The sequence below is a fragment of the Streptomyces sp. NPDC059989 genome (genome assembly GCF_042736975.1).
Taxonomy (GTDB): domain Bacteria; phylum Actinomycetota; class Actinomycetes; order Streptomycetales; family Streptomycetaceae; genus Streptomyces.
In genome coordinates this window covers 1-19,292 of sequence record NZ_JBHWUO010000069.1, presented here as the reverse complement: position 1 = coordinate 19,292, position 19,292 = coordinate 1, and the positions used below count along the sequence as shown (strand labels likewise).

Genomic DNA, 19,292 nt, shown 5'->3' with positions numbered 1-19,292 from the left:
TATGGGCGGCAGGGCCGGCGAGTGAAGTTCCTGCACACCTCCGACTGGCACCTCGGCCGGGCCTTCCACCGCGTGAACCTGCTCGGAGCCCAGGCCGCCTTCGTCGACCACCTCGTGGAGACCGTCCGCGAGCGCGAGGTCGACGCCGTCCTCGTCGCCGGTGACATCTACGACCGTGCCGTGCCCCCGCTGCCCGCCGTCGAGCTGTACGACCGGGCCCTGCACCGGCTCGCGGAGCTCGGCGTGCCCACCGTGATGATCTCCGGCAACCACGACTCCGCCCGCCGGCTCGGGGTCGGGGCCGGGCTCATCGACCGGGCCGGCATCCACCTCAGGACCGACCCGGCCGGCTGCGCCGACCCCGTGGTGCTGGCCGACGTACACGGCGACGTGGCGCTGTACGGGCTGCCGTACCTGGAACCGGCGCTGGTCAAGGACCAGTTCGATGCCGAGAAGGTGAGCCACGAGGCGGTGCTGGGCGCGGCCATGGACCGGATCCGGGCCGACCTGGCCACCCGCCCGCCCGGCACCCGCTCCGTCGTCCTGGCGCACGCCTTCGTCACCGGCGGGCAGGCCAGCGACAGCGAGCGCGACATCACCGTCGGCGGGGTCGAGGCCGTGCCCGCCTCCGTCTTCGACGGGGTGGACTACGCCGCCCTCGGCCACCTCCACGGCTGCCAGACGATCAACGAGCGGGTCCGCTACTCCGGTTCCCCGCTCGCCTACTCCTTCTCGGAAGTCGACCACCGCAAGACCATGTGGCTGATCGAACTGGGCGGGGAGGGGGAGCTCGTGAGCGCCGAGCGGATCGACACCCCCGTGCCGCGGTCCCTCGCCCGGCTGCGCGGGCCGCTGGAGGACCTGCTGGAGGACCCGGCCCACACGGCGTACGAGGACGCCTGGGTCGAGGCCACCCTCACCGACCCGGTCCGCCCGGAGGACCCCATGGCCCGGCTCGCCGCCCGCTTCCCGCACACCCTCAGCCTCGCCTTCGACCCCGAGGGCCGCGAGGAGGAGGCCGGCGCCTCCTACGCCCAGCGGCTCAAGGGCCGCAGCGACCAGGAGATCGCCGAGGACTTCGTCGCCCACGTGCGCGGCGGCGGACACGCCGACGAGGCAGAACGGGCCGTGCTCCAGGGCGCCTTCGACGACGTACGGGCCGAGGACGGCCGGCAGGAGACCCACCGATGAGGCTGCACCGGCTCGAGGTGACGGCCTTCGGGCCCTTCGCCGAACCCCAGGAGATCGACTTCGACGCCCTGTCCGGCGCCGGGATCTTCCTGCTGCACGGGCCCACCGGCGCGGGGAAGACCTCCGTCCTCGACGCCGTCTGCTACGCCCTCTACGGCTCCGTGCCCGGCCCCCGCCAGGCCCCCGGCACCAGCCTGCGCAGCGACCACGCGGCCGCCGAAACCCCCACCGAGGTCACCCTCGAACTCACCGCGGGCGGCCGCCGCCTGGAGATCACCCGGCGGCCCGAACAGGACCGCCCGAAGAAGCGCGGCACCGGAACGACCAAGGACAAGGCGCAGAGTTGGCTGCGCGAGCACACCGCCGACGGCTGGCAGGCGCTCAGCCGGTCCCACCAGGAGATCGGCGAGGAGATCGAGCAGCTGCTCGGCATGAGCCGCGAGCAGTTCTGCCAGGTGGTGCTGTTGCCGCAGGGGGAGTTCGCGCGCTTCCTGCGGGCCGACGAGGCGGCCCGCGGCCGGCTGCTCGGCCGGCTCTTCGACACCCGCCGCTTCGCCGCCGTCGAGGCCCTGCTCGGCGAACGCCGCCGGGCCGCCGAGGCCAAGGTGCGCGCCGGCGACGAGAAGGTGCTCCACACCGCCCAGCGCCTCGCCCAGGCCGCCGGGGACAGCGCCGACCTGCGGGCCTGGCCGCTGCCCGGGCACCAGCCCGGCGACCCCGGGCTCGCCGAGGCCGTCCGGGCCTGGGCGGCCGTCGCCCGGTGCTCCGCCCGCGAGCGGCTCACCGTCGCCGAGTACGCACTGGCCGCCGTCGAAGGCCGGTACGCCGCCGCCCGGCGGGCCGCCGAGGACGCGCGGGAGCTCGACCGCCTCCAGCGCCGCCATGCCGAGACCGCCCGCCGGGCCGCCCTGCTCGCCGAGGCGGCGCCCGAGCGGGAACGCGTGCGCGAGCTGCTGGACCGGGCCCGGCGGGGCGCCCTCGTGGCCCCCGCCCTGGAGCTGCGCGGAGCGGCCTCGGCGGCGCACCTGGCCGCCGCGCACGCGGAGGCGGCCGCCCGGGCCGAGCTGCCGCCCACGCTGCGCGAGGCCGGCACCGAGCAGCTCTCCGTCGTCGAGCAGCGGCTGCGCGGGGACCTCGGGGCGCTCGCCGCCGCCCGTCGCTCCGAGCAGCGCAGCGCCGAGATCGGCCGCGAGCGGGCCGACCTGGAGCGCGAGGCCCGGGCCGCCGAGGAACAGCACCAGGAGTCCGCCGACTGGCTGCAGCGCTGGGACGCCACCCGGGCCGCCCTGACCGAGCGCGTGGAGACCGCACAGCAGGCCGCGACCCTGGCCGAGCAGCTCGCGGGCCGGCTGGAACCCGCCCGGATGCACCTGAACGCCGCCCGGCGGCGGGACGAGCTGGCCGCCGGCGCCGAGCGGACCGCCGGCGAACTGCTCTCCGTACGCGAGGAGTCGGCCGCCGCCCGGGAGCGGTGGCTGGAGCTCAAGGAGGCCCGGCTGCGCGGAATCGCCGCCGAGCTCGCCGAGGCGCTGGTGGCGGGAGAGGCCTGCACCGTCTGCGGATCGGCGGAACACCCCGCTCCGGCCCGGCCCGCGCCCGGCCACGTGGACCGCGCCGCCGAGGACGCCGCCCACTCCGCCTTCGAGCAGGCCGAGGCGGCCCGCGCCGCCGTCGAACGCCGGCTCGCCGCCGTCGAGGAGGCCCGCACCGAAGCCGCGGCCGCCGCAGGCGACGCCACCACCGAAGAACTCCTCGCCCTGACCTCGGACCTGAGCTCCCGCCACGCCGCCGCCCACGCCGCGGCCGCCGGGCTGCACGCCGCCCGCGAGCACCTCGCCCGCGCCGAGCGTGAGCACGCCGCGCGCAGCGCCGACCGACTCGCCGCCGCCGAGCGCGCCGCGGCCCGCGTCTCCCGCCGAGAGGCCCTGGACCGCGAACAGGCCTCGCTGGAGGCCGAGCTCGCCCAGGTACGGGACGGCGCGCCCACCGTCGCGGCCCGCTCCCGGACCCTGGAGGACCGGGTCCGGATGGTCACCGGGGCCGCCGCCTCGCTGCGCCGGGCCGAGACCACCGCCGCCCGGCTGAAGGAGGCCGACGACCAGCTCGCCGACGCCGCCTTCAAGGCCGGCTTCGACACCGTCGAGGCCGCGGCCGACGCGGTGCTCCCCGAGTACGAACGCACCGCGCTCCAACGCCGCATGGACGCCTGGCAGGCGGAGGAGGCCATGCTGGCGGACCGCCTCGGCGAGACCGACACGGCCGCGGCGGCAGCCCTGCCTCCGGCCGCGCCGGAGGGGGCCGAGGCGTACGCAGCCCGGGCCGCGGCGAAGCTTCGTACGGCCGGATCCGCCGTCGACGCGGCCCGGGTGCGCTGCAAGGACCTCGACGGGCTCTCCCGGCAGGCCGAGCAGGAACTGCGCGCCCTGGGCCCGCTGCGCGAGGCCTACGAGCGGGTGGCCCGGCTGGCCGGACTCACCGCGGGCACCTCCGCCGACAACGAGCGCAAGATGCGGCTGGAGGCGTACGTGCTGGCCGCCCGCCTGGAGCAGGTCGCCGCCGCCGCGACGGTACGGCTGCTGCGCATGTCCGGCGGCCGCTACACCCTGGTCCACTCCGACGCGCGGGCGAGCGGACGCGGCCGCTCCGGCCTCGGGCTGCACGTGGTCGACGCCTGGACCGGCAGCGAGCGGGACACCGCCACCCTGTCGGGCGGCGAGACCTTCTTCGCCTCGCTCGCCCTGGCGCTGGGCCTCGCCGACGTGGTCACCGACGAGGCGGGCGGCATGCGGCTGGACACCCTCTTCATCGACGAGGGTTTCGGCAGCCTCGACGACCAGGCGCTGGACGAGGTGCTCGACGTACTGGACTCGCTGCGCGAGCGGGACCGCAGCGTCGGCATCGTCAGCCACGTCGCCGACCTGCGGACCCGGGTGCAGGCCCAGCTGGAGATCGTCAAGCAGCGCGGGGGCTCGGTGGTGCGCCACCGCACGGCGGGGCTCACGGACTGAGCGGCCTGCGGGGGAGCGGGGACGAGTAGACGATGCTCGTGGTCACCGGGCCGAGGCCGGCGATCCGGCCGGTGACCTCCTCCAGGTGCCCCATCGAGCGGGCGGCGACCTTGAGCACGAAGCAGTCGTCACCGGTGACGTGGTGGGCTTCCAGGATCTCGGAGGTGGCGTCGAGGAAGTCGTGGAACGGCTTGTAGTTGCCGTGCGGGTAGCGCAGCCGGACCAGCGCGAGGATCGACTTGCCGAGCTTCTCCGGATCGACCACGGCCGTGTAGCCGGTGATGATGCCGAACTCCTCCAGGCGGCGGACCCGCTCGGTGACGGCGCTCGCGGACATCGACACGGAGCGGGCGAGCTCGGTGAAGCTGGCGCGGCCGTCCCGCTGGAGGGCTTCGAGGATCCGCCAGTCGGTGGCGTCAGGGGAATAGTCGGTCATGTGGCAGGTCTAGCAGGGGATTCCCCGGCCGGACAAGGGAAAGGCCGGGGAAATCCACTTCCGAGGTTGATCAACAGATCGTAGATTTTGAGCCATGACGACGACGCAGAACACCTCGACCGCACCCGCCGCCAACCCCGTGCTGCGGGTCCCGCCGGCCTCGCCGGCCGCGGCCGCCGCCTACTTCGGGGCGAGCCTGGCCTTCCACGCGGACGTGTCGGATGTCGCCGCCGCCTTCAAGGCCCACCGCGAGCAGGGCGCCGACCTCGGCTTCCAGCTGATCGACTCCCGCTCCACGCCCTCGTGGGACCAGGCCCACGTGCCCGGCGCCGTGCACCTGCCCACGGCCCTCATCCCCGAGCAGGCCGAGCGGCTCCTCGACAAGAGCATCCCCGTGGTGACGTACTGCTGGGGCCCCGGCTGCAACGGCGGCACCCGCTCCGCCCTCGCCCTGGCCGAACTCGGCTTCCAGGTCAAGGAGATGCTCGGCGGCATCGAGTACTGGATCCGCGAGGGCTTCGAGGTCGAGACCTGGGAGGGCAGTCGGCAGCGCGCCGAGGCCGACCCGCTGACCGCCCCGACCGACTCGGACGACTGCGGCTGCTGACGTACGGACGCCACGCGCACGGCACGGCACGGCACGGAACACGGATGGGCCGCTCGCTCCACGAGGGAGGCGAGCGGCCCATCCGTCTGTCATGCGCTGTGTGACGTGTGAACTGTGGCTGCCGCGGGGCGGTCAGAGCTTCGAGAGCTCGTCCACCAGGTCGTCCAGCCCCAGCGACCCCTGCGACAGCGCCGCCATGTGCCACGCCTTCAGGTCGAAGGCGTCGCCGTGCGCGGCCCGCGCGTTGTCCCGGCCCAGCAGCCAGGCGCGCTCGCCCAGCTTGTACCCGATCGCCTGCCCCGGCATCGACAGGTAGCGGGTCAGCTCGCTGACCACGAAGTCCGCGGGCCGGCCGCTGTGCAGGCCGAAGAACTCCTGCGCCAGGTCCGGGGTCCAGGTCTCGCCCGGGTGGAAGGGCGAGTCCGCCGGGATCTCCAGTCCCAGGTGCATGCCGATGTCCACGATGACCCGCGCCGCGCGCATCATCTGGCAGTCCAGGTAGCCCAGGCGCTGCTCCGCGTCCTTGAGGTAGCCCAGCTCGTCCATCAGCCGCTCCGCGTACAGCGCCCAGCCCTCGGCGTTGGCGCTGACGATGCCGACGGTGGCCTGGTAGCGCGAGAGGCGGTCCGCCACGTGCGTCCACTGCGCGAGCTGGAGGTGGTGGCCCGGAACGCCCTCGTGGTACCAGGTCGAGACCAGGTCGTACACGGGGAAGCGGGTCTGGCCCATGGTGGGCAGCCAGGTGCGGCCCGGGCGGGAGAAGTCCTCCGAGGGGGAGGTGTAGTAGGGGGCCGCGGCTCCGCCCGGCGGGGCGATCCGGGACTCCACCTTCCGGACGCGCTCGGCGAGTTCGAAGTGCGTGCCGTCGAGGTTCTCGATGGCCTCGTCCATGAGGCCCTGGAGCCAGGCCTGGACCTCGTCCACGCCCTCGATGTGGGTGCCGTGGTCGTCCAGGTGCCGCAGCGCCTCCCACGGACCGGCGCCCGGGAGGATCTTCTCCGCCTCGGTCTTCATCTCGGCGAGCAGCCGGTGGTACTCCGACCAGCCGTAGGCGTACGCCTCGTCCAGGTCCAGGTCCGTACCGTTGAAGTAGCGCGACCAGCGGGCGTAGCGCTCGCGGCCCACGGTGTCGGGCTTGCCCTCGACGGCCGGGGCGTAGACCGCGCTCATCCAGTCGCGCAGCGCGGTGACGGCGGCGGTGGCGCCGGCGGCCGCCTCGTCCAGCTCGGCGCGCAGGGCGTCGGGGCCGCCGGAGGCGAAGTCCTGGAAGAAGGCGGGCTCTTCGCCGTCCTCGCCCGCCCAGGTGGTGAGCTGGCCGATCATGGTGGCGGTGGCGCGCGGGCCGCCGTACAGTCCGCGCTCCAGACCGAGGCCGAGGCTCTCGCGGTAGCCGTCGAAGGCGGCCGGTACGGCGCGCAGCCGCTCGACGATCGCCGCCCAGTCCTCATCGGTGTCGGCGGGGGTCAGGGTGAAGACCTCGCGGACGGCGTGCGCGGGGCTGTGGATGTTGCTGACCGCGCACAGGTCCTCGTCGGCCTCGTGGACCGCGAGTTCGGCGGTGAGGCGTTCGCGGAGCAGGCGGGCGCAGCGCCGCTCGGTGTCGCTGTCGGCGCCGGGCAGCCGCTCGGCGGCGTCGAGGCGGGCAAGGGTGGTGCGGGAGAGTTCGGCGACGGCCGCGCGGCCGGCCGGCGAGAAGTCGGGGAGTTTGCCCGAGCTCGCGGCTACACCCAGGTAGGTGCCCGTGATCGGGTCGAGTGCGATGAGGTCGTCGACGTACGCGTCGGCCACCTGGCGGGGCAGCCGGGAAGCGCTGCCGTTGTGGAGGATCTCTGACATACGGCCATCTTCGTATGTGAGACGGGCCCGCGTCATTACTGTTTGGCGTCAGCCTGCTGACGTGGCAGGGAGCGGCCGCCGCCGTGCGGCGGCCGCTCCGTGGGCGCTGCCGGCGCAGGGCCGCGGACCGGGGGGTGTCCGGATCGGGCGGGGTCAGTGGCGGCTGCGCGGGGTGTGCCGGTCGCGCGGGAGCTCGTACGGGAGCTCGTACGGAAGGTCGTACTGGCGCTCGTACGGGAGCCCGTTGGGGAGCTCGTAGGGCAGCCGCGACGCGACTGGGGTGGCGTCCAGCCGGGCCGTGATCACCAGGGTGCCCTCCTCGATCTGGTAGTCGAGGGGGAGGCCCAGGCCGCGCATGGCGGCGACCATGCCGGTGTTGGAGGCCTGGGTGACGGCGTACACGCTGTCGCAGCCGGCCTCGACGGCCATCGAGAGCAGCCGGCGCAGCAGTTCGGAGCCGATGCCGCGGCGCTGCCAGTCGTCCTCGATGAGCAGCGCGACCTCGGTCTCGTCGCCGTCCCACAGCAGGTGGCCGAGGGCGACGAGCTTGCCGGAGGCGGTGGTGGCGGCGAGGGTGCGGCCGAAGCGGGGGCTCAGGAGGTGGCCGAGGTAGCGGTCGGCATCGTTGACGGGACCGTGGTAGCGCAGCGACAGGGTGCGCTCGGAGCAGCGGTCGTGCATCGCGCGGGCCGCGGCCTGGTCGGAGCCGTCGGCGCGGCGCACGGTGATCTCGTTGCCCTCGGGCAGGGTCAGTACGTCCTGGCTGCGCGGGACGCGGGGGCCGAGCCGGGCGTCGAGCTCGACCAGGGCGCGGGCGCGGGCGAACTCGGTCGGGGTGAAGGGGAGGTAGGGCCGCTCCACGGTGATCGCGCCGCCCGAGGGGTCGCGCAGCCGCATCACGGTGGCCTCCAGGACGCCCTCGACGGGGGCGTCGGCGCCAACGTTGGGGCGGCCCGAGAGCGTGGTCGCCGGGATCGAGTGGATGGTGCAGCGGCCGAGCAGCTGGCGCAGGGCGAGGGGGAGCTCGGCGGCGTCCAGGGCGGTGCGGGTGGCCAGGCCCAGGACGCGGGTCGGAGTGTCGACGAGGTCGTGGGCGTCGGCGCGCTCGATCCAGGTGCTGTGGCCGCCGGCCCCGGCGATGGCGCGGGCGAGGTCGGCGGCGGGCAGCTCCTGCGGGGCGCGGAGCAGGAACTCGTCGACCGTGCCGCCCTCGGGGAGCGGGTGGGTCTGGAGGGTGAGGATGTCGACGCGGCTCCGGGCGAGGGCGGTGCAGAGCGCGGCCAGGGAGCCGGGCTCGTCACGGACGGTCGTGCGCATCCGCCACAGGCTGGCGGAGGTCGCGGTGGGGCCGGTGGAGGTGGTCAGGGGCGGCGCGGGATCGGCGGGCGGTGTGCCCTCCGGCGGGGGTGCATGGCTGTGGCGCCGGGCCCACCAGGTGTGGAAGGCGGCGGTGACCAGGAGTGCGACGGCCGAGGCGACCAGCAGGATCGGGCCCCTGGGGCCGTGCACGACGAGATTGGCGATGCCGTCGGCGACCGCGACGGCGCAGAAGAGCGCGGCGAGTTCGACGAGGTCGCGGCGCCAGTGGTGGTGGCGGTGGGGACGCTGGGCTGAGGCATGCATACGGTCAGTCATGCACACCACTGTTGCCTAGGGGTGTTGCGTGATCACGAACGATCTGTGACCGACTGGTTAAGTATCCATCTGGCCGATTTCACCCAGTTTTCCGGCCTATTTCCGGTGCGACGGAAGCCGGCGTACGAGGCTACTCAGGCCGTCTTTGAGTACACCTGCTCATGATCCGCGTTCAGGCGGCTCCCTACTGTGACCTGTATGGACATGGACATGGACACGGCCCCGACGCCCGCCGAGACCCCCGCCGCGGACACGCCGCGGTGGTTCAAGGGCTGCGCGATCGCCGGCGCCGTCCTCACCGTCCTGGTCGTTCTGGGGGCCTGGGCACTGGCCGAGTTCGAGAAGGGGCTCGACGGCTACGGCCAGCTGGAACAGAGCGGCCCTTCCGGATCCGTGGCGGACCCCCTCGGCCCCGGCGCGACCGCCCGGTACGAGGACGGCCTGAGGGTGACCGTCAGCCGACCGCGCCCGGAGTCCGACGGCAGCTACAGCCTCACCGTCACCTATCAGAACGACACGGACGAGGTGCTCCGCCCCGGCGGGGACTCGCTCGACGCCGCAGTATCGGGACTGGGTTCCGCGCCGCTGGTGGTCCGCGCGGGCCGCTCGCTCGACGACTATGCCTCCGGGTACAGCCTGCACTGGCAGAACCGGGGCGAGTCCGCCGCCGCCCTCATGCCGCCGCTGGGCGTGGAGAAGAAGCGCACCGTTCCGCTCCGCGTCAAGCCGAGCATGAAGGGGGTTCCGGTCACCGTGGAAGTCCGGCCGCCGGCCGCCGGTTACCGGGAGACGGCCCACTTTCAGCTCACTCTCGATTGACGGCCGGGGAGGGGCAGCGAGCTAACCCCCTCCCCTTCTCCTCCCCGCTCACTGCCGCGGCTTCTCGGCTACTGGCCCACCCGGCCGGGCTGCAGGGTCCGGGTGAAGAGCACGCCGCCGCCCTGGCGCCGCAGCCGGACGGTGAGTTCCCCGCTGCCGCCGTCGATGTCGACCTCGCCGTAGTACGGGGGGTTCTCCAAGGGCGACATGTTCGCGAGCGGCGCGGACTGGACGTACGCGGTCTCGGGGCCGAAGGTGGCGTCGAGCCGCCCGGCCGGGAACCCGCCCGCGCCGATCGGGCCGGAAACGAACTCCCAGAACGGCGCGAAGTCGGTGAAGGCCGCCCGCTCGGGCGCGTAGTGGTTCGCGGCGGTGTAGTGGACGTCGGCGGTGAGCCAGAGGGTGCCGGTGATGCGCTGGTGCTTGATGTGGCGCAGGAGTTCGGCGATCTGCAGCTCGCGGCCCAGCGGGGCTCCGGGGTCGCCCTGGGCGACGGCCTCGAAGTTCGTGGCCCCGTCGGCGACGACGATGCCCAGCGGCATGTCGGAGGCGATCACCTTCCAGGTCGCGCGGGAGCGGGAGAGCTCGCGCTTGAGCCACGCCAGCTGCTCGGGGCCGAGGATGCCGATGGGGTCCTCGGTCTGGGTGCCGGGGGAGTTGGCGTTGCGGTAGGTGCGCATGTCGAGCACGAAGACGTCGAGCAGCGGGCCGTAGCGCATCACGCGGTACATCCGGCCCTCGGCGGGGCCGCCGCGCAGGTCGGTGACGGGGAAGTACTCGCCGAAGGCCTGGCGGGCGCGGTGGGCGAGGGTGTCGGCCTCCTTGACGGTGTAGCGGGGGTCGTCGATCAGCTGGCCGGGGTACCAGTTGTTGCGCACCTCGTGGTCGTCCCACTGGGCCAGGACCGGGACCTGGGCGTTGAAGTCGCGCAGGTTGCGATCGAGCAGGTTGTAGCGGAAGTTCCCGCGGAACTCGGCGAGGGTCTCGGCGACCTTCGCCTTCTCCTCGGTGGTGACATTGCGCCACAGGCTGCCGTCGCGCAGGGGCACGGAGGCCTGGATCGGCCCGTCGGCGTAGATCGTGTCCCCGCTGAAGAGGAAGAAGTCGGGGTCGCGCAGCCGCATTTCGTCGAAGACGCGGTAGCCGCCGAGGTCGGGGTTGATGCCCCAGCCCTGGCCCGCCAGGTCGCCGGACCACAGGAAGCGCACGTCGCGGCGGCGGGAGACGGGGGTGGTCCGGAAGGAGCCGCGGACCGGCTCGCCCGTACGGCGCGGGTCGTCGGGGTCGGCCAGGGTGACCCGGTAGTGGATCTGCTGCCCGGGCGGGAGGTCGCGCAGGACGGTGGTGCCGGTGAAGTCGGTGGCCGGGCCGAGCAGCGGGCCGCGGTGGTGGCGTACGGCGTAGCGGAACGACTCGCTCGGGGAGGTCTCGACGTACATCCGCGCGGGGCGGTCGGAGCGGGTCCAGACCGTGGCCGAATGGGCGGTGATCTCACCGGACTGGACGCCCCAGAGTGCGCACGGCCGGCCGGAGCGGGCGAAGGCGGGGGCGGCGAACGCCGGAGCGGCGAGCAGCGCGGACGAGAGGGCGAGGGAACCGCCGAGGAGGGTCCGTCGGGTGTGCGGGTTCGATGCCATCGGTGTGTCTCCAGAGGCCGGCGAGGACGGGCCGGACCAGCGTGCCGCCGCACACCGGCCCGGCCGCGTCCGCCACGCGAACCTCGGATGAACAGCCGTCAGCAGCTCAGCCCGTGGGGCGGGTTGCGCTCCGGGCCGTGTCCAGGATCACCCGGGCGACGAGCGCCGGATCGTCGTTCATCGGCACGTGGCCGCAGCCCGGGAGCCGGACCAGCCGGGCTCCGGGGACCGTGTGCTTGGCGCGCACCCCCTGGCGGCGCAGCAGCAGCCGGTCGCGGGTGCCCCAGGCGATGGTGACCGGCAGGCCGGGCACGTCGTCGGCGAACCGTACGGAGCCGCCCGCGGCCAGGGTCTCCTCGAAGCCGGTGGCGTCGCGCAGGGCGAGGGTCTCGGCGACCACGGCCGCGGGCGAACGCCGGGCCGGGCGGGCGTAGATGGTGCCGGTGAGCGCCGTACGGCCGACGGCGCTGCGCGAGAGCCGGTCCACCGCGGGGCGGGGCAGCGCCTTGGCGCCGGCGCGCATCGCGAGGAGGGTGGCGAAGGCGTAGCGGCGCTCGCCCTCCGTCCAGAACCCGGCGGGGGACAGGGCGGTGACCGAGCGGACCAGGCCGCCGCGGCCCATTTCGAGCGCGAGCAGGCCGCCGAGGGAGTTGCCCGCGACGTGGGGGCGCTCGACGCCGAGCGCCGTGCAGAGTGCGCCGAGCGCGGGGGCGACGGTGCCCAGGCCGTACGGAACCCCTGCGGGCAGTGGCTCCGAGGCGCCGAAGCCGGGGAGGTCGACGGCGATCACGTCGTGCTCGGCGGCCAGGATGTCGGTCACCGGGTGCCAGGCCTGGAGGTGGTGGCCGATGCCGTGCAGCAGGAGAAGAGGTTCGCCCGCGCCCTTGCGCTCGTAGGCGACGGTGGCGGTGCGCGGGCCCAGCGGCGAATCGATCGTGAAGGAGACCGTGGCGGTCATGCTGCTCCTCGTCGGGTGGACGCGTGTGAGACAGGCTGTCAGTAATGTCTACCGCCATGATTACCGTCCGGTAGCCCTTGACTACAAGCCTTCGGGGCACACGAGAACATCCCGTGAACGGCTTGATACGTATGCCCGATCTGCCCGGCAAAGGCATGAGCATTGGTCTTGACCAAGGGGGTGCGCCGTCCTATCGTCGCAGGGATAGTGCAGGAACCTTTAATAAACAAAGGCGCGGAACTGCCGCCGGAACACACGGCGAGCACGGCGAGTGCGGCGATGGCAGGAGGAGTCAGGGTGGGGACCACGCAGCTCGAAACGGTGCCGGAGCCGAAGTACTGGCACCTCAAGACCGTCCTCAGCGAAGCGCTCGACCAGGACTTCGCCGTCGGCGAGGTCCTGCCCAACGAGCGTGAGCTCGCCGCCCGTTTCGGAGTCGCCCGCGCGACGCTGCGCCAGGCACTGGAGCAGTTGGAGCTCGAGGGCCGGCTCCAGCGCCGCCGCGGAGTCGGCACCACCGTCGCCCCGCCGCGCGTGGGCGTCGCCGTCGGCAGTACGCAGCACAGCTGGCCGGGCGAGGGCGTCGACGGCTGGGAGCCGGTCGACGCGGCCGAGACCCTGCCGCCGGCCGCGGTGCGCGCCCTCCTCGGTACGGGCGGCGCCGGTGCCTTCGCCGCCGACCAGCCCGTCCACACGGTGCGCCGGACCCGGGTCAACCAGGGCCAGGTCGTCGCCGCCGAACTGCTCTACGTGCCGGCCGCCTCCGTGCCCGGGCTCACCGCCATCGAGGCCCCGGCCGGACCCGCCCGCGCCCGTGCCGTCCTGCGCGAGCTCCAGCGGCTGGTCCTCGAGGGCCAGGACCGCTCGGTGGAGCTCGGCTCGGCCCGCGCCGACGACGCCAAGGAGCTGGACCGGCTGCCCGGCGCCCCGGTACTCCTGGTCACCACCCGGTACTTCACCACCGCCGGCACGGCCGCGGTGTCGGTGGCCACCTACCGCGCCGACACCTGCCGCCTGACCTTCGGCGACTCCGGCGACGTCGAGATCACCCACGAACCGCGCGTGGCCTCCTGACGGCTCCTCCGACCCACCCCGATGCCCGCCGGCGACAGCCGGCGGGCATCGCCGTACCCGGCACCTGCCCTGTGGCATCGGCCGGTCGGTGGGCTGCCGAGTCCGGATCCTGCCCGGGGGCCGTGAGCCAGTGGCGGCGGGCGGCCGTGCCCGGGTCGTGCCCGGGCGTCGTCGGCCGGTCGGTGGGCTGCCGTGCCCGGCTCCTGTCTGGGGGCCGTGAGCCAGTGGCGGCGGGCGCCCGTGCCCGGGTCGTGCCCGGGCGTCGTCGGCCGGTCGGTGAGCTGCCGTGCCCGGCTCCTGTCTGGAGGCCGTGAGCCAGCGGCGGCCGGTAGCAGTGTTCGGGTCCTGCCCGGGCGTCGTCGGTCGGTCGCTGGGCTGCCGTGCCCGGCTCCTGCCTTGGAAGCCGAGCCAGGGGCCGCGAGCGGCAGTGCCGGGTCATGCCTGGGCGTCGTCGGCCGGTCGGTGGGCTGCCGAGTCCGGCACCTGCTTGGAGGGCCTCGACCGGCGGCGCCGGGCGGCCGTGCCTGGGTCTTGCCCGGGAGCGTCTGTCAGCAGCGACGAGCAGGCGAGCCAGGCGCGCTCCGGCGGCGCCGGTCAGCGGCGGCGGGCCGTGACCGTCTTCTCCACCGCGAAGAGCTCCTCCTCCACGTGGTCCAGCGCGAGCCGGAGCGCCCCCGTGGCCACCGCGGCCTCGCCGAGCAGGGAGAGGGCCACCCGCGGCGGGCGCAGGCAGTACCGCTCCAGCTCCTGACGGAGGGGCTCCAGCACCCCGTCGAGCCCGGCCGCCCAGCCACCGACGACGACCAGTTCCGGATCCATCGCCAGCACCAGCGCAGCCACGTCGTGCACCAGCCGCTGGAGGAACCGCTCCACGGCGGCCACCGCACGCTCGTCGCCCCGCTTGGCCATCGCGAAGACCTCCGCGACGGCGGGCTCGTCCAGCGGATGCAGCGGTTCACCGGTGGTCGACAGCAACCTCTCCGGCGTGACCTCCCGGCCCAGCAGGTGCAGCGCGCCGATCTCGCCGGCCGCCCCGCCGAAGCCCCGGTGCAGGCGGCCGCCGATCAGCGAGCCCGCGCCCGGACTGAGCCCCGCCATCACGAACACGATGTCGTCGGTGTCCCGTGCGGCCCCCTTCCAGTGCTCGGCGACCGCCGCCGCGTTGGCGTCGTTCTCCACCTGCACCGGGCAGCGGAACGAGCGCCGCAGCCGCTCCCCGAGCGGCAGACCGGTCCAGCCGGGCAGCGCCGTGCCGAGGCGGACCGTGCCGTCTGCCTCCACGATCCCGGGGCTGCCGACACCGACCGCGCGCAGCGAGTCCCGCGGTACCCCGGACCGGCGCAGCAGATCCGCGACCGCCGCCCGTACCCGCTCCAGCCGCTCGTCGGCGGAGGCCGACTCGGCGACCTCCTTGGTACCGGCGCCGATGACCCGTCCGTCCAGACCGGACAGCACCACGGCGATCCGGTGCGAGCCGATCTCGATGCCGAGGAGATGCCCCGCCTCGGCCCGGAAGCGGAACCTCCGCGCAGGCCGCCCCTGTCGTCGCGCGCCCTCCTCCGCATCGGCCTCGACGACGAGCCCGGTGCCGATCAGCCCCTCCACGACGCCCTCGACCGTGGGCCGGGAGAGCCCGGTCACCCGTGTCAGGTCGGTGAGGGTCGGCGATCCGGCCGCGCGCAGCGCCCGGAGCACGACGGCGGAATTGATCCGCCGGAGCAGAGAGGGGTCCCCGCCGGTCAGCTGCCCCAACGTGTGTCCTCCCAGCTAGCGAGCCTGTCAGCCGGATCGTACTGCGCCCCCGTCACGGCGGCGAGAACCAGCCCCCCATCGGCCGGAATCCGACCCTCCCTTCAAGCGGGGGAGACGAACCCCGACTCGTACGCCGTGATCACCGCCTGGGTGCGGTCCCGCGCCCCCAGCTTCGCCAAGATCGCACTGACGTGGGACTTCACGGTCTCGGCGCCGATGATCAGCTCGCGTGCGATCTCCACGTTGGTCAGCCCCCTGGCCATGTGCCGCAGGACGGCCTCCTCCCGCTCGGTCAGGGCCGCCCGCGCCAGCACGGCCCGGGCCTGCCGGTTCCCGTACTCCGCGGCCAGCGCCCGTACCGCGGAGGGGAAGAGCAGCGTCTCGCCCTCCGCCACCAGCCGTACCGCGTGCACGATCTCCGACGGCCGGGCCCGCTTGAGCAGGAACCCGTCCGCCCCGGCCCGCAGAGCCTGGTAGACGTACTCGTCGTTCTCGAAGGTGGTCACCACCAGGATCTTCGGCGGAGAGTCCACACTCCGCAGGACCGCCCGGGTCGCCTCGATGCCGTCGAGCAGGGGCATCCGTACGTCCATCGCGACCACGTCGGGCCGCAGTTGGCGTACGAGCGGGACGACCGAGGCGCCGTCGGCCGCCTCACCCACCACCTCGATGTCGGGTTGGGCCTCCAGGACGGCACGCAGACCCGCGCGCACCAGGGGTTCGTCGTCGACGAGCAGTACGGTAACCGGCATCCGGTCAGCGTATTCGCTCCAGCGGAAGCCGGGCGCGCACTCTCCAGCCCCCCTCGTACGGACCCGTTGCCGCCTCCCCGCCGAGCAGCGCGGCCCGCTCCCGCATCCCGCGCAGCCCGCTCCCGCCGCCGACCGTGACGGCCGGCCGCTCCGGCATCGGGTTCGTCACCTCCAGGTCGAGCCGGTCGCCGGCCATCTCCACCCGCACCCTGACCGGCACGGGGCCGCAGTGCCGCAGCACATTGGTCAGCGCCTCCTGAAGGATCCGGTACCCCTCTCGGGTGACCGGCCCCGGCAGCTTCTCCAGCGGTCCGGTCAGCCGCGCGTCCACGGCGGCCCCGGAGGCCCGCGCCGACTCCAGCAGCCGGTCCGCCTCCGCCAGGGTGGGCCGCTGCGAGGGCGGCTGCGCGGACTCCCGCAGTACCAGGAGCACGCGCTCCAGGTCCTCCAGCGCGGCCCGGCCCGTCTCCTCGATCGCCATCAACGCGCGGTCCGTGAAGGCGGGGTCTCCCGCCGCCCGCGCCGCCCCGGCCTGAACGACCGCCACGGTGAGGGCGTGCCCGATGGAGTCGTGCAGCTCCCGCGCGATGCGGGTCCGCTCCAGCAGCTGCTCGGTGCGCGCCTCCAGCGCCGTCAGCCGCTCGGCGGCCGAAGGCCCGAGCAGCCGCCGGGCGATCGCGGTGATCACCTCGCCGAGGAGCACCACGACGAAGAGGAGCACGATCACCGGCACCGGCGCCAGCAGTGCCGCCGCCCAGCGGGGCGGGGTGAACGGCAGCATCGGATCGGCGGTCAGCGAGTGCCCCAGCGCGGTCGCGACGAGCTCGACGCTCATCACCGGCAGCGAGACGGTCGCGAACATGGCCGCGCTGGCGACGACCAGCCGTATCTCCAGCCACAGCAGCGTCCGCCACCGGTCGCTCCACCGCGCCGACGGCGCCGTGCTGATCCTGCTGTCGGCAGAACCGCGATCGGAGGGGGTCAGCAGGAACTGGGCCTGCAGACCCTCGGCCAGCCGGACCCAGGGCACGAATCCGAACGGTATGACGATCAGCAGCGGAGCCCAAGGCCACGCGGGATTGATGAACATCCAGATGGCGAGCAACAGCAGGGGAACGCACAGGTGCAGCCAGCGCGAGTACGTCACCGGTCGGAACGGAGCACGGAGCAGTCGGTACATGCGTCCATCGTGACAGTGGCCGGCCCACGGCCGTCTCCCCCACGTGGGGGAGACGGCACCCTCGCATGGGGGAGGGAGAGGGGTGGGGCCTCGGGCGAATCTGAATGCATGAACCGAGTCGAGATCCGAGAACTGACCAAGGACTACGGCACCAACCGCGTCGTGGACCACCTCACCTTCGATGTCCTGCCCGGTCGGGTGACCGGGTTCCTGGGCCCCAACGGCGCCGGCAAGTCCACGACGATGCGGTTGCTGCTGGGTCTTGGCCGCGCCACCTCGGGCACGGCCACCATCGGCGGCCGCCGATTCACCGACCTCCAGGCCCCCTTGCGCGAGGTGGGGGCCCTGCTCGATCCCCAGGCGCCCCACGGCGGGCGGACAGCCCGTGACCACCTCCTCATGCTGGCCGCCGGCAACGGAATTCCGAAGGCGCGGGTGGAGGCGGTGCTGGAGCAGGCCGGCCTGGCATCGGTGGCCCTGCGGCGGGTCAAGACCTTCTCACTGGGCATGCGCCAGCGGCTGGGGATAGCCGCCGCGCTGCTGGGTGACCCGGGGGTGCTCCTGCTGGACGAGCCGACCAACGGACTCGACCCCGAGGGCATCATCTGGATCCGCGAACTGATGCGCTCCCTCGCCGCCCAGGGGCGCACGGTCCTCGTCTCCAGCCACCTGATGGCGGAGACCGCCTCCTTCGTCGACCACTTGGTGGTGCTCGGGCAGGGCCGGCTGCTCGCCGACACCTCGATCGGGGAGTTCATCGACGCCCGCAGCACCCCCAGAGTGCGGCTGCGCACCTCCGACCCGGATGGCCTGCGAGCCGCCCTGGAGCGTGAGGGGTTGCGGCTGGACGCCACCGAGGACGGGCGGTGGACCGTGGACGGCATACAGGCCGAGGCGGTCGGAGTGCTCGCCGCCCGAGAGGGAGTCCCGCTGTTCGAGCTCTCCGACGAGCGGGCCTCGTTGGAGGAGGCCTACCTCGACCTGACGGCCGGCCGCGCCCAGTTCTCTTCCGCCGCTGCCTGATCACCTGCCCGTCCACCCGTCCCTCACCACGTTTCCGACCGACCCTGAACGGAGGCCTGCCCATGAGCGCGGCCGTCCTGCCCACCCTTCCCGTCCTGCACTCGGAATGGATCAAGATACGGTCCGCCCGTTCGGTCCTCGGGTCCCTCATAGCCGTCTTCCTCGCCACGGCCGGCATCACGGTCCTCACCGCGGCCGCGATCGGATCGGCGGAGGAGGGATCCATGGGGGAGGACCGGCTGCTCGGCGCCTTCTTCGGCATCAACTTCGGCCAGATAGCGGCCATCGCCTTCGGCGCCACCGCTCTCGCCGGCGAATTCCGGGGCGGAGCGCTGCGGGTCTCGCTGACCGTCGTGCCGAACCGGACCCGGCTATACCTCTCGAAGGTCGCCGTGATCGCCGCTCTGGCCTTCCTCGTCGGCCAGGTCACCGGGCTGGTCACCTTCGTGGCGGGGCAGGCGTTCATGGGCGAGTACGCGCTCGGCCTGGGCGATCCCGGCACGCTGCGGGCGGTGTTCGGCAGCGGCGTCTACCTCACGCTGATGGCGCTGCTGGCCGCCGGTCTGACCGCGCTGGTGCGCAGCGGCACCCTCGTGATGAGCCTGCTCATACCCTTCGTCCTGATCGTGCCCTTCGTCGTCGGTCAGGTCGTGGGTGGCGCCGGACAGTTCATGCCTGACCGGGCGGGACAACTCGTGATGCGGATGGACGCGCAGGGATCCCTCGGACCGTGGAGCGGGCTCGGAGTGGCCGCCCTGTGGTCGCTGGCGGCACTGGTCGCCGGCTGGATCGCGGTGCGGCGCCGGGACGCGTGACGGCAGGCCAGTTGTCAGTGGGGGTCGGGATACTGGCGGTATGACCACGGCAGAGCATCTCGACACGATCGAACGGCTCCGGGCGCGCGAGTTCCCGTCCGAGCCGGTCTGGTCCGGCGGGCAGAGCAGCGGCCCGGGTTACCACTTGGTCCAGGTCGGCCGGACCGCGGACTTCTGGGACGACGACGATTCGGGGCGGATCGAGGCGACCGACCAGATCAACGCCGAATACGGGGCGCTGACCCAGGCCCTGACCGACCGCTGGGGAGAGGCGCAGGTCTTCAGCCTGGTGTCGGTGCTGGACCGAGGGCTCGACGGGGAGGAGATACCGGAGCCGTGGGACGAGATGAGCAACACCACCGACCATGTGCACCTGTGGCGGGCTGAGGAGCACTGGCTGGTGGCCTATGTGGCGCAGTGGGACTCCGAGGACCCCTACCTGCTGATGGCAGGGGTCACCGTGATCGACCCGCCCTAGGCGGTGTCTGATGGCTCTTGCCCGGGTGGTGGATCTGTTGCCGTTCCGGGCATGAGTCGGTCATGGTGCGTCGGCATGAACTGACGAATGC

Annotated in this window: 16 protein-coding genes; 8 read left to right on the top strand and 8 right to left on the bottom strand. The window is 73.6% G+C overall.

Translation table 11 applies throughout. From position 1 onward, the window contains the following. Positions 1–21 precede the first annotated feature (21 nt). The gene (locus ACFWBN_RS35710; RefSeq protein ID WP_385184585.1) at positions 22–1,191 is read left to right on the top strand and encodes an exonuclease SbcCD subunit D; all 1,170 of its coding nucleotides are present in this window, start codon (positions 22–24) and stop codon (positions 1,189–1,191) included. After that, on the top strand, positions 1,188–4,199 hold the full coding sequence (locus ACFWBN_RS35705; RefSeq protein ID WP_385184582.1) for an AAA family ATPase: 3,012 nt from the start codon (positions 1,188–1,190) through the stop codon (positions 4,197–4,199). Before ACFWBN_RS35710 ends, ACFWBN_RS35705 begins: the two co-directional genes overlap by 4 nt. On the opposite strand, the gene ACFWBN_RS35700 is transcribed toward ACFWBN_RS35705, so the two are convergent. Beyond that, positions 4,189–4,635: an Lrp/AsnC family transcriptional regulator gene (locus ACFWBN_RS35700; RefSeq protein WP_385184579.1), complete on the bottom strand. Its 447-nt coding sequence runs from the start codon at positions 4,633–4,635 to the stop codon at positions 4,189–4,191. The genes ACFWBN_RS35705 and ACFWBN_RS35700 overlap by 11 nt on opposite strands. Before the next feature lie 94 nt (positions 4,636–4,729). On the opposite strand from ACFWBN_RS35700, the gene ACFWBN_RS35695 reads away from it, so the two are divergent. Beyond that, positions 4,730–5,242 (top strand): rhodanese-like domain-containing protein, encoded by a 513-nt coding sequence (locus ACFWBN_RS35695; RefSeq protein WP_385184577.1) that lies wholly within the window; start codon positions 4,730–4,732, stop codon positions 5,240–5,242. A gap of 132 nt (positions 5,243–5,374) precedes the next feature. Here ACFWBN_RS35695 and ACFWBN_RS35690 read toward each other — a convergent pair whose 3' ends face one another. Beyond that, a complete protein-coding gene (locus ACFWBN_RS35690; protein WP_385184574.1) occupies positions 5,375–7,078 on the bottom strand; it encodes a DUF885 domain-containing protein in 1,704 nt (567 codons plus the stop codon). A gap of 153 nt (positions 7,079–7,231) precedes the next feature. After that, positions 7,232–8,713, bottom strand: a complete 1,482-nt coding sequence (locus tag ACFWBN_RS35685; RefSeq protein ID WP_385184571.1) for a GNAT family N-acetyltransferase — start codon at positions 8,711–8,713, stop codon at positions 7,232–7,234. Between the two features lie 198 nt (positions 8,714–8,911). Between ACFWBN_RS35685 and ACFWBN_RS35680 the strand changes: the two genes are divergently transcribed. After that, entirely contained in the window at positions 8,912–9,532 is a 621-nt protein-coding gene (locus tag ACFWBN_RS35680; protein ID WP_385184569.1) for a hypothetical protein, read from the top strand. Positions 9,533–9,600: 68 nt separating this feature from the next. On the opposite strand, the gene ACFWBN_RS35675 is transcribed toward ACFWBN_RS35680, so the two are convergent. Then, entirely contained in the window at positions 9,601–11,169 is a 1,569-nt protein-coding gene (locus ACFWBN_RS35675) for an alkaline phosphatase D family protein (RefSeq protein ID WP_385184566.1), read from the bottom strand. Positions 11,170–11,275: 106 nt separating this feature from the next. Then, the gene (locus ACFWBN_RS35670) at positions 11,276–12,127 is read right to left on the bottom strand and encodes an alpha/beta fold hydrolase (RefSeq protein ID WP_385184563.1); all 852 of its coding nucleotides are present in this window, start codon (positions 12,125–12,127) and stop codon (positions 11,276–11,278) included. 297 nt (positions 12,128–12,424) lie between these two features. Here ACFWBN_RS35670 and ACFWBN_RS35665 point away from each other — a divergent pair, with 297 nt between their 5' ends. Continuing rightward, positions 12,425–13,201, top strand: coding sequence for a GntR family transcriptional regulator (locus tag ACFWBN_RS35665; protein ID WP_385184560.1), 777 nt, complete (start codon positions 12,425–12,427; stop codon positions 13,199–13,201). Positions 13,202–13,795: 594 nt separating this feature from the next. Here the strand turns inward: ACFWBN_RS35665 and ACFWBN_RS35660 are convergent. From ACFWBN_RS35660 to ACFWBN_RS35650, 3 genes are all read right to left on the bottom strand, one after another. Next, the gene (locus tag ACFWBN_RS35660) at positions 13,796–14,953 is read right to left on the bottom strand and encodes an ROK family transcriptional regulator (RefSeq protein ID WP_385184557.1); all 1,158 of its coding nucleotides are present in this window, start codon (positions 14,951–14,953) and stop codon (positions 13,796–13,798) included. 101 nt (positions 14,954–15,054) lie between these two features. Beyond that, positions 15,055–15,705 carry a response regulator gene (locus tag ACFWBN_RS35655; protein ID WP_385184554.1) on the bottom strand — a complete coding sequence of 217 codons (651 nt, stop codon included), beginning with the start codon at positions 15,703–15,705 and terminating at the stop codon, positions 15,055–15,057. A 4-nt stretch (positions 15,706–15,709) separates the two neighbouring features. Continuing rightward, positions 15,710–16,885: a sensor histidine kinase gene (locus ACFWBN_RS35650; RefSeq protein ID WP_385184551.1), complete on the bottom strand. Its 1,176-nt coding sequence runs from the start codon at positions 16,883–16,885 to the stop codon at positions 15,710–15,712. Between the two features lie 108 nt (positions 16,886–16,993). Here ACFWBN_RS35650 and ACFWBN_RS35645 point away from each other — a divergent pair, with 108 nt between their 5' ends. The 3 genes from ACFWBN_RS35645 to ACFWBN_RS35635 all read left to right on the top strand — a co-directional run bounded on the left by ACFWBN_RS35645 (position 16,994) and on the right by ACFWBN_RS35635 (position 19,201). After that, positions 16,994–17,908 carry an ATP-binding cassette domain-containing protein gene (locus tag ACFWBN_RS35645; protein ID WP_385184548.1) on the top strand — a complete coding sequence of 305 codons (915 nt, stop codon included), beginning with the start codon at positions 16,994–16,996 and terminating at the stop codon, positions 17,906–17,908. 62 nt (positions 17,909–17,970) lie between these two features. Next, complete coding sequence (locus tag ACFWBN_RS35640) at positions 17,971–18,723, top strand: ABC transporter permease subunit (protein WP_385184545.1); 753 nt, start codon at positions 17,971–17,973, stop codon at positions 18,721–18,723. A 40-nt stretch (positions 18,724–18,763) separates the two neighbouring features. Further along, the gene (locus tag ACFWBN_RS35635) at positions 18,764–19,201 is read left to right on the top strand and encodes a hypothetical protein (protein WP_385184542.1); all 438 of its coding nucleotides are present in this window, start codon (positions 18,764–18,766) and stop codon (positions 19,199–19,201) included. The last annotated feature ends 91 nt before the right edge of the window (positions 19,202–19,292 follow it).